The sequence below is a fragment of the Psychrobacter sp. WY6 genome, assembly GCF_018448495.1.
In the GTDB taxonomy this organism is placed as follows: domain Bacteria; phylum Pseudomonadota; class Gammaproteobacteria; order Pseudomonadales; family Moraxellaceae; genus Psychrobacter.
The window spans coordinates 1451550-1466365 of sequence record NZ_CP049902.1; the positions used below are offsets into that span (position 1 = coordinate 1451550).

Genomic DNA, 14816 nt, shown 5'->3' on the forward strand with positions numbered 1-14816 from the left:
CGTGAAAACGGCATTGAGCAATTAACGTTAATTAAACCAGTTTAATAAATCGAGGTGACATCATGATGCTAAATGCAACTGAGTTTCTAACGCCGAATGCCATTAATGTGGATACGGTTAATGAAACGATTGCGAAAGTCACGCTCGAACCGTTAGAACGCGGCTTTGGGCATACCCTTGGTAATGCCTTACGTCGCATCTTGTTATCTTCATTACCTGGTGCTGCAGTCATTGAAGCTGAGATTGATGGTGTTGACCATGAATACTCAACGCTTGAAGGGCTACAAGAAGATGTACTTGACTTGCTTTTGAATCTAAAAGGCTTGGCTATTACGCTTCATGACCAAAATGAAGTATTTTTGACCTTGGATAAACAAGGTCCAGGCACTATTACTGCTGCAGACATCGCGTTACCGCATAATGTAGACATCGTCAATCCAGAATTGGTGTTGGGTACATTGAGTGATCGTGGTCATCTTAAGATGCGTTTGCGTGTAGTAATGGGTCGTGGATATGAGCCAGCAAACCAGCGCCGTGAAGATGGTGATACTAAAGCAATCGGACGTTTAAAGCTTGATGCAAGTTTTAGTCCTGTGCTTCGTGTTGCTTATCAGGTTGAGAACGCTCGTGTAGAGCAGCGTACTGATCTTGATCGTCTTATCATTGAGCTTGAAACTAATGGCACTATAGATCCAGAAGAAGCAATTCGTAAAGCAGCCACTATTTTACAACAACAGATTTCTATCTTTGTTGACCTAGAAGCTGAAGAAGCGCCTGAGCCTGTGAAAGAGAAAGAAGAGGTTGATCCGGTGCTATTACGCCCTGTGGACGATCTTGAACTAACGGTTCGCTCAGCCAACTGCTTGAAAGCTGAAAACATTTACTATATCGGTGATTTGGTACAACGTTCAGAGACTGAACTTCTAAAAACCCCAAATCTTGGTAAGAAATCATTAACGGAAATCAAAGACGTACTAGCGTCTAAAGATTTAGAGCTCGGTATGCGCCTAGATAACTGGCCACCAGCTGACCTTCGTGTTGATGATCGCTTTTCTTATCGTAGCCGTTAAACTTTAAGGATTTTTGACTATGCGCCATCGTAAGAGTGGAGTCAAGCTGGGTCGTACCGGCAGTCATCGTAAGGCAATGTTTCAGAACATGACTAACTCATTATTTGAGCATGAACTGATCAAAACAACTTTACCAAAAGCAAAAGAGTTACGTCGCGTTGCCGAGCCATTAATCACTATGGCTAAAGAAGACAGCGTTGCTAACCGTCGTTTGGCATTTAGCCGTATGCGTAGCAAAGCTATGGTAGGTAAACTATTTGGCACGTTAGGTCCTCGTTACCAGACCCGTCCAGGTGGATATTTGCGTATCGTAAAATGTGGTTACCGTGATGGTGACAATGCGCCAATGGCATATGTAGAATTGGTTGATCGCGACTAATTTTACAATAAGCAAAAGATGTATATAAAAAAGCTCCAATTCAATTGGAGCTTTTTTTGTGTTTGATGCTTTAGTTTATTACCGTAGTAGTGAATCTACATCCGCGGCACCTTGTCTGATAATTTCAGGCTGGCTACCAGTCATATCAACAATCGTAGTTAGTTTAGTGGTCTTTACACCTGCATTTATCAAACCGTCGATTTGATTGCCTAATAAATCCTCAATCTCAAAGGGATCATCTAGTATGTCATCACGGTTAGGTAGTATTAATGAACTGGTTAAGATAGGTTCATCCATGGCCTCTAAAAGCGCTTGCGCAATGGGGTTGCTAGGTACTCGAATACCGATGGTTTTTTTCTTCGCATGTGCCAATTTTTTTGGTACGTCTTTTGTGGCATTGAGGATAAAGGTGATGGGCGCAGGAGTAAGCGCTTTGAGCTGTTTAAATTGTATATTGTCCACTGCAGCATAGTTGGCAATTTCGCTTAAGTCACGGCACAGTAAAGTAAACTGGTGTTTATCATCAAGTTCACGAATTTGTTTGAGCTTATCGAGTGCATCCTTTGCCCCTAAGCGACAGCCAAAAGCATAGCTGGTATCGGTAGGGTAGATAATGAGCTGGTCTTTACGTAACAGATCCGCCACTTGCTCAATCAGACGTGGCTGTGGATTTTCTGGATGAATATAAAATACTTGCATAGCAGTTCCTTATTTTATAATTATGGGTTTTTAAATGTGAGGTTTTTGACTAAGTAGAATATCGGTGGCGCGCATGCTTCTTTCACTCAGTTTACTAAAAAAGCATCACTGCCTTCCTAGTATAGCGCAAAGCCAATATAAGTTTGATTGCAAGCCGTTACTATGCGTAGACAATCGTTAACATAAAAATACCGCACCTTTACGCTGATATGCTGCTGTTACTCTAGATCAGCTATAGAGACACTGAGTAAGGCGTGTAATAAAGTTTTAGCATCAGGTGGCAATATATTCGGCTTAGCGATGTATTGTTGCACTTGTCGGTAGACGTCATTTGCGAATGTACTATTGCTCGTATCAAAGTCAGCAAACAAATTATCTTGTGACACACTCAAATGATCGTTCACAAGCGAGAGTAAATAAACACTCTAACGCTTGTGGTTTAATCTCTACGCGCTCAAATGCTTGCTGCTGAGCGGCGGTACGCCCATCTGGTGCGTACCAGTAGCCAAAGTCAGGTAAACGTCTACGAGCCTCTCCAGCCACACACCAATGGCTCAGCTCATGCAATGCGCTAGCAAAAAATCCATGAGCGAATTCAATTTTTGCGGGTTCGTTATTTTGTGCCGGAAAGTACTCTGGTTCTCCTTGTCCACGAACCAATGTAACGTTTTGATGAGTGAATAAATTATTGAATAATTGGATGAGCCAATCAGTAGCCGCTTGCTCGTATTTATTAACCAATGATGGAGTGCTATCTAAGCCTTTGATAGCAGCTAACCTTTGCCATTCACTTTTTACATCCTCTAAGCACTGATTGTTGTTAAGGTTCCACGAGTCAGTGGAAGAGGCATTCACATTATTGGTTAACGTAGTGAGACGTTGCAATAGTATTTTTGCTTCAAGTGCAGAAAGTAGGTTCGAGAAGTCAGGTTTATCATTAAACACATTCATAGGTAAAACACTGGTCAAATAAAAGATGAAAAGAAGAACTATCTTTGAATATAAATAGGAGAAATAAAGAGATGAAAATAGAGCTTATATCAAATAAATTTAACATACTAGCGCTAGCGTCGCTCAATGCTTTCCGTTAGTATGGCAGGCAATATTATACACCGTTTTGATGAATGAGGTCGCGCATGTCAAGCACTCCAAAAAGTAAACCGTCAGCAGGTTATGCTGATAATAAAAAAGCGCCTTTATCTACTAGTATGCCTGAATCTATTTCTTTGGATAAATGGGCAGATACTGGTTATGAATGGACAGGAGAGGTAGAGCCAAGCGCTTTCAAACGTCTTGCTGCTACCTTAGCCACCGAACATGAACAAGCAGACATCTCGCTTAATGCCAATCTGTATCGACGCAATAATGTCTTACATTTGGCATTCACACTGACGGGTGAAGTTTGGTTAACCTGTCAACGTTGCCTACAGCCAGTGGCTATCGATTTGTCTGATGATTATAATATTGCGCTACTAGAAGATGAGAGCCAAGCACGTTCAATCAATGATGAACAAGACTATTTATTACTTGATGAAATTATTACTGAGCCTGCACCAGAGCTTTTATTGCCATTCAAAAAATTGGTAGAAGATGAGATATTACTGAAGACGCCGATGTCGCCAAAACATGACGACTGTGAAATGACGGTAGAGCAATTTGGTGAGATCCCAGAAGAGGAAGAAAGCGAAAATCCTTTTGCTGCTTTAGCCTCGCTAAAAGGCAAGTTGTAATCTTATTAAGAGACAAGTCATATATCAATGTACTACTTAATAAATTTATGATACCTTTCATCAGCTTTCTACCAAAGAGTGAGAAGCAGGGCTTTATTAATCCGCTAAACATGCGTATAATGTCCCGTTTATTGCATTCTAGCAATCTGCTACTGGCAGATAGATGCTGATCTTGCAGACTAACTATAGATTTTAGACGTAATCAACACTTTAATACGTGGCAATCTATTTAACTAATGATGCGTAAGACTTAGGTTGTTGTGATTATATAGCCTCTGTCAGTGTCGATTAAAGCTGAATTTCAAGCTTATCCCCTTTTAAGTATAGGAGCTATATCATGGCCGTTCAAAAAAGTCGTAAAAGTCGTTCTCGTCGTGACATGCGCCGTTCACATCATCGTATGGAAATCGCTGAGATAAGCGTAGATGCTACCACTGGTGAAAAACATCGTCGTCATCACGACTAAAGATGGTTTCTACCGTGGTCGCCAGTTGTTTAAAGTTAGTCAAGACGCTTAAATTATTGGCTATTCAATAGCTGATTGTAAAAATAATGATAGTACTGGTGACTGTCATTATTTTTGCAACGCTGTTATTAGGTAATATGCTTTGAGCTGAAGAAAGCCAAGTTATTTCGCTATCATATATTATGGGCTAGATAACTTGGCTTTTTGCTATTGGCTTTTATGGTAGGTATTTGAACAACCTTTTACCATGTGCCTTTAGAAAATATGAAAATGAACCGATATACTCTACCATTTTAATTTGAATGGTATCTTTTACTATACGTGTTTCAGTAGCATCCACTATGATAATAGTGTGCGTCAGTGTATAGTTTATCGATAATCCGTTTTTTTAGACAAATACTAAAGCAACGGCTTTATATCGCCTCTAATAATATAATAAACCCCAATTGTTTTTAGGGATATTTCCAATTAAATAAGGAATATTGGTTATGGCCTCTGTACCCGATATGGTAAAAAAGCCGCCGACACGTATTGCGGTAATTTTTCCTGGTCAAGGATCGCAAGTAGTCGGGATGACTAGTGAGCTTGCTGAAATCTATCCAGAGATTCTCGATACCTTTACTGAAGCTAGCGCCGCGCTTGGTGAAGACTTATGGGCAATCTGTCAAAATGAAGAAAAACTCAACCAAACACAGTATACTCAGCCAGCATTACTGACGGCGAGCATTGCCATTTGGCGTATCTTAAAACAAAAAATAAATACAGCGCCTTGTTATTTAGCGGGTCATTCTCTAGGTGAGTACAGTGCGCTTTGTGCGGCTGAAGTCATATCGCTTGCTGATGCGGTTAAATTGGTACATAAGCGCGGTCAGTTGATGCAAGAAGCCGTTGTAGGTGTCGATACTGCCATGGCAGCAGTGTTAGGGCTTGAGGACAATCGAGTAGAAAACTTGTGTGAGCAAGCGACTGAACATGTCGAAGGTGCCATTGTAGGTGCAGCCAACTTTAATAGTCCAGGACAAGTGGTGATATCGGGTAATGCTGCTGGTGTGAATGCCGTTATTGATAAAGTGCAAAACACTGGCAAAAAATCTATCCCGCTAAAGGTCAGCGTACCATCACATTGCGCGCTTATGGAGCCAGCCAGTAGTGCATTGGCTGAGATTCTGGCAGAAATAAAATTTGATCAAGCGACGATTCCTGTTATCCAAAATCGACATGCGCGTGTCGAGAGCAGTGCGGTCGGTATCAAGCAGGCATTAACGGAGCAATTAAGCCAACCAGTATTATGGTCAAAAACCATGCAAGAGCTGGCTGACAAGCAAATTAATATTTTAATCGAATGTGGCAGTGGTAATGTATTGAGCAACTTGGCGAAGCGCCAAGCACAGCCAATTACGAGCTATCCTACTGACAAGCCCGCTCGTCTTGATAAATTAATGGAGGTGTTATCATGAGTCGTACGATTACTCTAGTGACAGGTGCTAGCCGTGGTATTGGTAAAGCCGTTGCCAAACGTTTCGCCAAAGAAGGACATTTTGTTATTGGTACAGCCACTACGGAAAAAGGTGCTGAGCTGATTGATGGTTATCTCCACGATAGTGGCGGTATTGGACGTGTTTTAGACGTGCGTGATACCGCACAAATTGATAAGCTGTTTGAAGAGATTGAGAGCGTCTACGGCGCAGTACAAGTCTTGGTCAATAATGCAGGTATCACCCAAGATGGTCTGCTGATGCGTATGAAAGATGACGACTGGGAAAATGTTATCGATACCAATTTGACGTCGGTATACCGTATGAGTAAACGTGCTGTGCGCGGTATGATGAAAGCACGCCGTGGTCGCATCATCAATATAACCTCTGTCGTTGCGCAAATGGGTAATGCAGGTCAGTCTAACTATGCGGCGACCAAAGCAGGTGTTGAAGGGTTCAGCCGTACGCTCGCGCGTGAAATTGGCTCACGACAAGTGACGATCAATTGCGTAGCCCCTGGTTTGATCGAAACGGATATGACGGACGAGCTTGATGAGCGCCTATTGAACTCTATGCTAGACGCTGTACCTATCAGTCGCCTTGGACAGCCAGAAGACATTGCCGCCGCCGTACATTTCTTAGCCAGCGATGAGGCCAGTTATCACAGGCGCAGTTATTCCTGTCAATGGTGGTATGTATATGTAGGTGATAAATAAGTGTTACACAGTTATAATAAAAAACTCTGTGCACGAGTGTAAACTATAATAAAGGGTGTTATAATGACGGATACTTTTATGTCAAAGCCCTGTATTATAGCAGGGCTTTACTAGACATCCGTCAAAACGTATAACCAGCTATAAATAAGTTACAAAGTACTCAGATAGCTGTGCTAATCTGAAGATATGATTTTATATACAATTCTGTAGAGCCTAATGATAGGACTATGGTGATTTGCCAAAATAATAGATCAAAAAGGAGAAATCTACATGAGTAATGATACCGAGCTAAGAGTTAAAGCTGCAGTAGCTGAGCAATTGGGTATGAATGTTGAAGATATCAACAATGATGCATCATTTATGGAAGACTTAGGTGCAGATTCGTTAGACCTAGTCGAATTGGTTATGTCATTTGAAAGTGACTTTGGCATTACCATTCCTGATGAAGATTCAGCAGAATTAACGACTGTTCAAAAAGCGATTGATTATGTACAAGCGCAGCTATAATTAGCTAGTGGCTTAGCGAGTTATTTTAGCCGCCTATCTGTAGAGATAGGCGGTTTTTTTATGTTCTTAATTTGCCATGGCGACAGGTAGTTATGTGACTAATCAATACGTTAACATAAGCTACGCCAAATCAACATTACTCAACATACTATTACTATCTACCTCACCTATCTTTGTCTATACTCACAATGGTAAGCAGTAACAAAGTGTAGTTATATATAAAGTGTGGTTATATACGAATGTATATGCCATTAAAAAATAATGATCAATAATAAATAACAATATTTAAGGGAGTATGTAAATGGGTATGTTCAGTTTTGCAAAAGATATCGGTGATAAAATTTTCAATCGTGATGACGCCAAACACGATGCCAAGTCAGAAACTAAAGCAGACGCCAATACGCCAGTACAGAGTAGCGAACCTTCTGCGCAATCAGTTGCCAATATTTTACTTCGTCGTATTCAACAGCAGAATCTTAATATTAGCGATTTGAAAATCAAGTATAACGGCTCAACAGATACTGCAGAAATCAGCGGTAAAGCTAAAACGCAAGCAGACCGCGAAAAAGCGATTATCGCCATTGGTAATGTACAAAACGTGGCCAAGGTAATCGATAATATTGATATCGAAGAAGATGCGCCTGAGTCAACGATGTATACAGTGAAATCTGGTGATAGCTTGTCTAAGATCGCAAAAGAGGTTTATGGTTCAGCGGATGATTATATGAAAATCTTTGAAGCCAATAAGCCGATGCTATCTAGCCCTGATAAGATTTATCCTGGTCAAGTACTGCGTATTCCTAAGCCATAATAGGCTTTTGAACTGTCAGAGATATGTGCGAAAAAAATAAAGAATGCCTCTTACTATAATAAGAGGCATTTTTTTGGCATATAGAAATATAAACTTAAGATTTAGAGATTTTTTAACTTCTCGTACTGTTCAGCTATGGCCCAATTGATATGTACATCGAGCATTTCGTTATGTACGCCCAACTTTGATTGTAACTGAGTAATGGTTTCTTCATTACCATTAGCATTTCCAAGACCAATCGCGATATTACGCAAAAAGTTCACATAGCCTGTGCGTCTAAGCGGGCTGCCTTCAGTTTTTTTCATAAATTCAGCTTCTTGCCATTGCCACAGCTCAAGCAAACTGCTGCTATCAAGGTTATGCCGTGGTGCGAAATCCTCTACAGGTGTAAGATTGGCGTAGCGATTCCAAGGACAGATAAGTTGACAGTCGTCACAGCCAAAGATGCGATTACCAATCGCGCGGCGGTATTTTATATCAATAATACCGTCGTGCTCGATAGTAAGGTAGGAGATACAAGCTGAAGCATTGAGCTCATAGGGCGACAATCGCTTGAGTAGGACAGATGTCGATACAAGCGCTACAACTGCCGCAATGCTCTTTGACCGGTTTGTCATCAGGTAATTCGAGGCTAATAAATAGCTCACCCAATACAAAAAATGAACCCGCTTGCTTGTTGATTAATAAGGTATGCTTTCCTGTCCAGCCAAGACCAGCAGCATCGGCAATGGGTCGCTCGAAAATAGGAGCAGAGTCGCTAAAAGGCCTAAAAATAAAATCTTGCTCTGAACCTATATTGAGGTGTTGCCACTCAGGAAGCATGGCTTCTATCTTTAGTGCCAATTGCTTCAAACGACTGCGCATCGTTTTATGATAGTCGCGTCCTCTGGCATAACGAGCGATGATGCCTTGATTGGGGTAGTCATTGTCAGTGATCGTACGTGGAGTTGGTGCTTGAGTCAGGTAATCCATACGGACACTGATGATGGTTTTTGCTCCTTCTACCAGTTGGTCAGGATTTGCCCGCAGTTCATGGTTGTTATGCATAAACTGCAGTTGTCCCTCATAGCCTTTATCGAGCCATTGTTGCAATTGTACAATCTGCTTAGCAAATAAAGGGTGATGCACCGATAAAAACCCACAGTCGGCAAACCCTAAAGCCTGTGCTTGGTCTTTAATCCATTGTTTGACATCTGCTGTGGTGGTAAATGTTGGGCTATTATTCACATTAATTTTTTTTTCGGACGCAGGCTTAGGTTCAGAAGAGATTTTCTTAGCTGATTTCTGCTGGGTTGAAGAGATAGGCAAGTTTACTTTAGGAAGATTATTCATGTGTGACAGTAGGCGATAGAGTGAATATCGATATAATAAGCCAGTGAGCTAAGAGCGCAAGTATAAAAGCAAATAATTTCACATTCATATTGATACATACGTTGATGTAAGCGTTTGCTCTGATGCTAAATGATAGTAATCATATCTCAATAAAATAAAAAATCAGCAAAAAATACTCAAGGATTAGTTATGAAAAATCAGACCAATTTATTACCTATAAAAAGTACAAAACCTATCCCGTTATATAGCAGTGAACAACTCTATGCGATGGAGCAAGCATGGTTTGTAGAGGGGCATGATAGTTTTGGGTTGATGAAACAAGCAGCCTGGCAAATGGCGCAACACATAGAGCAATTATATGAACAAAAACAATTAAACATATATCCATCAGCCACTACTTATGTGCCTCGTCGTCATATGCGCCAGCATCGAGTGAGCATTTGGGTTGGAAAGGGTAATAATGGTGGCGACGGTTGGCTCATTGCTTATTACTTACAGCAAATGGGTTGGCAGGTACAAGTGGTGACAGTTGGTTTTGAGAGTGATGATTTTGATACCAATGACACAACTGTATTCTCCGACGCACAAAAAGCCCTAAAAGAGGCGCTATTGGCTAATTGCCCTTATCAACGCTTTGAAAATAGTGCTTGTGAGCTAGAAGAAGGAGTAGATGGTAATCTGCAAGCCGATGTTTATATTGATGCACTGTTTGGTATTGGACTGGATCGTGCGCCTACAGGTGTTTATAAAACAGCCATTAGCACTTTTAATAAGTTATCTGAACGAAATAGTACCTTGGCCATTGCGGTTGATATTCCAAGTGGTTTGGTGGCTTCGACTGGCGAAGTGTTTGAGCATGTGGCTATACAGGCTGATATAACGCTATGCTTAATTACACGGAAATTCGGTTTGCATACCAAAGATGGTATGGATCATAGCGGCAAGGTAGTTGATATACCGCTGATACCTTATGCAATAAACGATAAAAGATTCATGCCAGTAGCAAAACTGATTACTACTGCATATGGTCTAAGTCCTCGCCGTCAAAATAGCTACAAAGGGAGCTATGGTCATGTACTGATTATTGGCGGTAATCGTATCGATGGCTCACAAGGTATGGGCGGCGCTGCGATATTGTCTGCTTCGAGCTCGATGGCGGCAGGAGCGGGTAAAATTACAGTTGCTTGCCATGAGGCTTTTCATAGCGCCCTATTAACTTCGCTACCAGATGCAATGACGATCAATTTGCATGATGTGGATGGAGTGCAGGAGTTAATTAAGTCAGCCACTGCGATTGCGATTGGTATGGGGCTTGGTCGTGATGAAAAAGCAAAAGTGTTATTTATAAAGTATCTACAAACTGCGATGACAGCTAAAAAGGCAATAGTGATTGATGCTGATGGACTTTATCATTTGGCATCATTGCAATTAGAGCATCATGAATTGGTCAGTCAGCTGCGAGAATATAGCGTTAATCATCAAGTTTGTTTGACACCGCACAGTGGCGAAACTGCTAGATTACTGAATAAGAGAATCAGTGAGGTGGAAAGCGATAGACTACAAGCGATAAAACAGTGCGCTATAACTTATGGTGGTGAATGGGTGCTAAAAGGCGCAGGTTCTTTGATATTAGAGCAGGGCTTAGATGAGCACCACGTTTATGTTTGTGCTGCCGGTAATGCGGGTATGGCGACGGCTGGCATGGGTGATGTGTTATCCGGTGTCATTGCTGGTCTGCTAGCACAACAAGATTTATCATCAGGAATGCAAAGCTTGCATCAAGCGGTTGTTATACATGGATTAGCAGGGGATACGCTGGTCAATCAAAGTAATAATACGTTATTGGTTGGACAACGAGGACTACAAGCTCAGGATATGCTAGCAGCCATTCGTCATGTGATGCAGCTATTGATTAACGTCTATAATTAGCATTAAGCCTAGGTAGTTGAGTTACCACAATACTGATCAATTGCCTGCTGTACGCGTTCACGTTTGAGCTCAATTTCACGACCATCTAAATATTGACGCTTGCCATTTGCATCCATCTCATAAATACGTCCGCCGACATTCAAGTTGGTCAAATTATTGCGGAGTGACTGGCAACGCTGTGCATTGGCTTGTGCTTCTTGTTCTTTAATCCGTGCTTCAAGCGCTGCAACTCTTTGCTCTTCTACGCTTTGAGTATTAGTACTTTGATTGGCATCTGTTTTGCCAGCCAATTGTCCTGCATTGCTTTGTCTGCCATCACTACGAAATTCAATCAGCTCAATGTTTTTACCATTTTGCGGCGCATGTTGGCTGTATTTGACTTCACCATGTGCACCAACAGATTTGTAAACTTGAATAGCATGACTGGCATTCATCGACAGCATTAGCACATACGCAGTACTCATGAGCAGTTTGGTAGCAGTATTTATTTTAGACGCATATGCCATAGTAGCAATCCTCTCAAGGGGTAAAAAACAGATGTGTATATATGTGTCAATATAACATTTAAGTGTTGGAATGGTACTAAAAATGTACCAGCTTTCGATTCTAACAAATAATCCTTATGAATGTATATTTAATAACTAATAGTTAGGGATGGGCTTTAGAAGTTTTTCTTGACAATAGCTCACAAACCATCGAATATAATAGCAGTTGATTGGTCAGTGAGCGGCTTTTATGATATTGCCGTGGCACTTGAAAATGAGGACGATAGGTTACTTATCAGTGGCTTACGCAGTTTTCGTTTCTTTGTGACAATGATATTGCAAAGATAGTAATCATAACGATTGTTATCGATGACTTTATGTATTGTCTCCGGACTTATCTGTCTACAATGACTAAGATAAACTTATTATTTGAAATGCGCTAAGCGTGACTCTAGCGGTTGTATTAAACATGGAAAAATATTCAGCAATTAAATCTTTTTAATAAGCCTATCGTAAAATCTAACCATTTTACAAATTAGTATTGGCTGTGAGAGTGATTTAAATTGTGAATATCAATGCCTCTGTATAAATCAATCTGTTGTAAATGCTATCTGCTATTTATCAATAATAAGCTTCTTTTATAGATGCACGCGCATCTTGTCACTGTACATCGATAGACTCCTGCCATAAAACTGACCCTACTATATTGCTGTGTTTGAGTAGCCTGCTGTCTTATAAAACAGCGTTACTTAGAGATAGTGGGCACACATTCTTGATATGGATAAGGATTTGCAGCCATTTCTATAAGACGAACCATCTTGTGTAAATAGCGTGGTTTTCTCTTATAAATGAACGCCAATTCTTGACAAAAAAAAGGTGATGACAGTGACGCAAACCACGCAAAGTCCGAATATGACGGGACATACCCAAACGGGGAATGCCGCCAAAAATTTTGAAGAAAAGCAACAACGCCTCGCTGAGGGTAATGAGCAACCTATAATGCTATCTGGTGCTGAGATGTTGGTGCAATCACTGACTGATGAGGGCGTCAAATATATTTTGGCTATCCAGGTGGTGCGGTTCTTCATATCTATGATGCTTTGTTTCAACAAGAGAATATCGAGCATGTTTTAGTACGTCATGAGCAAGCAGCCGGTCACATGGCAGATGCTTATTCGCGAGTCACAGGGCAGACGGTGTAGTATTAGCGACGTCAGGTCCAGGTGCTACTAATACCGTAACGGCTATCGCAACAGCGTTTATGGATTCTGTGCCGATGGTGGTTATCGCAGGTCAGGTACCTAGCAGCCTAATTGGGGAAGATGCCTTCCAAGAAACAGATATGGTCGGTGTATCACGTCCTATCGTGAAGCATAGCTTTCAAGTGCGCCACGCTAGCGAAATCCCAATGATTGTCAAAAAAGCCTTTTATATTGCTCAGTCTGGACGCCCAGGTCCTGTAGTGATTGATGTGCCAAAAGATATGACTGCGCCAAGTGAAAAGTTTGCTTACGCTTATCCAGAAGAAGTGTTTATACGTTCGTATCAGCCGTCATTAAAAGGCCATAGTGGTCAGATTAAAAAAGCGGTTGAAACGCTGCTTGCTGCAAAGCGTCCGATTGTTTACTCTGGTGGTGGTGTTGTGTTAGGCAATGCGCATAAAGAGCTTACTAATCTTGCGCACCGTTTAAATTTACCAGTAACCAATACATTAATGGGCTTGGGTGCGTTCCCTGGTTCTGATAGTCAGTTCTTGGGTATGCTCGGTATGCATGGCACTTATGAAGCCAATATGACCATGCATCATGCCGACGTCATCTTGGCAGTTGGCGCACGTTTTGATGACCGTGTCACTAATAATGTCAAAAAATTCTGTCCAAATGCGACGATTATTCATATTGATATTGATCCTACCTCTATTTCAAAAACGATTAATGCGCATATTCCGATCGTGGGTGATGTCAAATCTGTCCTGACCGATATACTAGAGATTATCGGTGAAGATAAAGAGTTAGATCAACCAGCATTGTTGGATTGGTGGTCACAGATTAATGAGTGGCGTAAGCGTCATGGCCTGCGTTATGACACCAGCACCGATAACGGCATTAAGCCCCAAGCGGTCGTTCAAGCTTTAGATAAAGTGACGAATAGTAACGCTATTATCACGAGTGACGTCGGTCAGCATCAGATGTTTGCAGCGCTTTATTATACCTATAATGAGCCGCGCCAATGGCTAAACTCAGGTGGTTTAGGAACGATGGGTGTTGGCTTGCCGTATGCGATGGCAGCCAAACTTGCTAACCCTGAGCGTGACGTGGTTTGTATTACGGGTGAAGGCTCTATTCAGATGAATATTCAAGAGCTCTCAACCTGCTTACAATATAATTTGCCAGTTAAAATCTTAAATCTAAATAACGCCCAATTAGGCATGGTGAAGCAGTGGCAAGATATGCTGTATGAAGGTCGTCATGCCCATTCTTATATGAATTCACTACCACTTTGTCAAGCTCGCTGAAAGCTATGGTCACGTCGGCATCAAGATTACTGATCCTGCGACCATGGAAGCCCAGTTGGCGGAAGCCATGGCAATAACAGATAGATTGGTATTTATTGACGTTTATGTCGATCGTAACGAGCATGTATATCCAATGCAAATCGCTGGACAAGCGATGCGTGATATGTGGTTAACAAAAGGGGAGCGTACCTAATGCAACAACATCTGATTTCGGTATTGATGGAAAACGAAGCGGGTTCGTTGTCGCGAGTGGTCGGTTTGTTCTCTCAACGTGGCTACAACATCGAAACTTTGAACGTTGCGCCAACAGACGATTCGAGTATTTCTCGCTTAACATTGACCACTATTACATCACCTGAAAAAATAGAACAAATCACCAAGCAATTGCATAAATTGATTGAAGTGGTTAAAGTGCTTAATCTATCAGATACCGTACACGTCGAACGTGAGTTGATGCTTATAAAAGTACGGGCGACGGGTGGCGTACGTGAAGAGATTAAACGCAGTGCCGATATTTTCCGTGCACAAATCGTTGATGTAAACGCTAATCTATATACCATTCAAATCGTTGGTGACAAAGCCAAACTTGACGGCTTTATTGATGTGATTGGTCGTGAACGTATTATGGAAGTGGTGCGTTCGGGTGTGATTGGTATTGCACGCGGCGAAAAAACGCTCAGTTTATAATGGGTGCTTACTGTA

General features: G+C 41.4%; 10 protein-coding genes and 5 pseudogenes. 11 read left to right on the plus strand and 4 right to left on the minus strand.

The features are described from left to right. The first annotated feature begins 62 nt into the window (after positions 1-62). Together G7Y90_RS07330 and rplQ are read left to right on the plus strand one after the other, a co-directional pair. Positions 63-1070, plus strand: coding sequence for a DNA-directed RNA polymerase subunit alpha (locus G7Y90_RS07330; protein ID WP_045446643.1), 1008 nt, complete (start codon positions 63-65; stop codon positions 1068-1070). Positions 1071-1089: 19 nt separating this feature from the next. Further along, on the plus strand, positions 1090-1449 hold the full coding sequence (gene rplQ / locus G7Y90_RS07335; RefSeq protein ID WP_021813387.1) for a 50S ribosomal protein L17: 360 nt from the start codon (positions 1090-1092) through the stop codon (positions 1447-1449). A 78-nt stretch (positions 1450-1527) separates the two neighbouring features. Here rplQ and G7Y90_RS07340 read toward each other — a convergent pair whose 3' ends face one another. Next, positions 1528-2148 carry an L-threonylcarbamoyladenylate synthase gene (locus G7Y90_RS07340; protein WP_201553310.1) on the minus strand — a complete coding sequence of 207 codons (621 nt, stop codon included), beginning with the start codon at positions 2146-2148 and terminating at the stop codon, positions 1528-1530. A 218-nt stretch (positions 2149-2366) separates the two neighbouring features. Next, positions 2367-3099 (minus strand): annotated as a pseudogene (locus G7Y90_RS07345) (elongation factor P hydroxylase). A gap of 185 nt (positions 3100-3284) precedes the next feature. Between G7Y90_RS07345 and G7Y90_RS07350 the strand changes: the two are divergent. From G7Y90_RS07350 to lysM, 6 genes and pseudogenes are all read left to right on the plus strand, one after another. After that, the gene (locus tag G7Y90_RS07350) at positions 3285-3878 is read left to right on the plus strand and encodes a YceD family protein (protein WP_201553341.1); all 594 of its coding nucleotides are present in this window, start codon (positions 3285-3287) and stop codon (positions 3876-3878) included. Positions 3879-4215: 337 nt separating this feature from the next. After that, a pseudogene (gene rpmF / locus G7Y90_RS07355) lies at positions 4216-4396 on the plus strand (50S ribosomal protein L32). Between the two features lie 436 nt (positions 4397-4832). Then, positions 4833-5801, plus strand: coding sequence for an ACP S-malonyltransferase (gene fabD / locus G7Y90_RS07360; protein WP_201553358.1), 969 nt, complete (start codon positions 4833-4835; stop codon positions 5799-5801). Then, a pseudogene (fabG, locus tag G7Y90_RS07365) lies at positions 5798-6524 on the plus strand (3-oxoacyl-ACP reductase FabG). Before fabD ends, fabG begins: the two are co-directional and overlap by 4 nt. A 281-nt stretch (positions 6525-6805) precedes the next feature. Continuing rightward, entirely contained in the window at positions 6806-7042 is a 237-nt protein-coding gene (gene acpP / locus G7Y90_RS07370; RefSeq protein ID WP_025652201.1) for an acyl carrier protein, read from the plus strand. A gap of 301 nt (positions 7043-7343) precedes the next feature. Then, on the plus strand, positions 7344-7853 hold the full coding sequence (gene lysM, locus G7Y90_RS07375; RefSeq protein WP_055125278.1) for a peptidoglycan-binding protein LysM: 510 nt from the start codon (positions 7344-7346) through the stop codon (positions 7851-7853). A 101-nt stretch (positions 7854-7954) separates the two neighbouring features. Here lysM and queG read toward each other — a convergent pair. Continuing rightward, positions 7955-9185: pseudogene (gene queG / locus G7Y90_RS07380) on the minus strand (tRNA epoxyqueuosine(34) reductase QueG). 189 nt (positions 9186-9374) lie between these two features. Here queG and G7Y90_RS07385 point away from each other — a divergent pair. After that, positions 9375-11114: an NAD(P)H-hydrate dehydratase gene (locus G7Y90_RS07385; RefSeq protein WP_250163794.1), complete on the plus strand. Its 1740-nt coding sequence runs from the start codon at positions 9375-9377 to the stop codon at positions 11112-11114. A gap of 8 nt (positions 11115-11122) precedes the next feature. Here G7Y90_RS07385 and G7Y90_RS07390 read toward each other — a convergent pair whose 3' ends face one another. Further along, the gene (locus G7Y90_RS07390) at positions 11123-11620 is read right to left on the minus strand and encodes a DUF4124 domain-containing protein (protein ID WP_045446657.1); all 498 of its coding nucleotides are present in this window, start codon (positions 11618-11620) and stop codon (positions 11123-11125) included. A 978-nt stretch (positions 11621-12598) separates the two neighbouring features. On the opposite strand from G7Y90_RS07390, the pseudogene G7Y90_RS07395 reads away from it, so the two are divergent. Together G7Y90_RS07395 and ilvN are read left to right on the plus strand one after the other, a co-directional pair. After that, positions 12599-14307: pseudogene (locus tag G7Y90_RS07395) on the plus strand (acetolactate synthase 3 large subunit). Further along, positions 14307-14801 (plus strand): acetolactate synthase small subunit, encoded by a 495-nt coding sequence (gene ilvN, locus G7Y90_RS07400; protein ID WP_250163795.1) that lies wholly within the window; start codon positions 14307-14309, stop codon positions 14799-14801. Before G7Y90_RS07395 ends, ilvN begins: the two are co-directional and overlap by 1 nt. Positions 14802-14816 lie beyond the last annotated feature (15 nt).

Excerpts from the sequence above, each read along its gene's own strand:
- G7Y90_RS07330 (WP_045446643.1), top strand. The coding sequence starts at position 63 with ATGATGCTAAATGCAACTGAGTTTCTAACGCCGAATGCCATTAATGTG.
- rplQ (WP_021813387.1), top strand. The coding sequence starts at position 1,090 with ATGCGCCATCGTAAGAGTGGAGTCAAGCTGGGTCGTACCGGCAGTCAT.
- G7Y90_RS07340 (WP_201553310.1), bottom strand. The coding sequence starts at position 2,148 with ATGCAAGTATTTTATATTCATCCAGAAAATCCACAGCCACGTCTGATT.
- G7Y90_RS07350 (WP_201553341.1), top strand. The coding sequence starts at position 3,285 with ATGTCAAGCACTCCAAAAAGTAAACCGTCAGCAGGTTATGCTGATAAT.
- fabD (WP_201553358.1), top strand. The coding sequence starts at position 4,833 with ATGGCCTCTGTACCCGATATGGTAAAAAAGCCGCCGACACGTATTGCG.
- acpP (WP_025652201.1), top strand. The coding sequence starts at position 6,806 with ATGAGTAATGATACCGAGCTAAGAGTTAAAGCTGCAGTAGCTGAGCAA.
- lysM (WP_055125278.1), top strand. The coding sequence starts at position 7,344 with ATGGGTATGTTCAGTTTTGCAAAAGATATCGGTGATAAAATTTTCAAT.
- G7Y90_RS07385 (WP_250163794.1), top strand. The coding sequence starts at position 9,375 with ATGAAAAATCAGACCAATTTATTACCTATAAAAAGTACAAAACCTATC.
- G7Y90_RS07390 (WP_045446657.1), bottom strand. The coding sequence starts at position 11,620 with ATGGCATATGCGTCTAAAATAAATACTGCTACCAAACTGCTCATGAGT.
- ilvN (WP_250163795.1), top strand. The coding sequence starts at position 14,307 with ATGCAACAACATCTGATTTCGGTATTGATGGAAAACGAAGCGGGTTCG.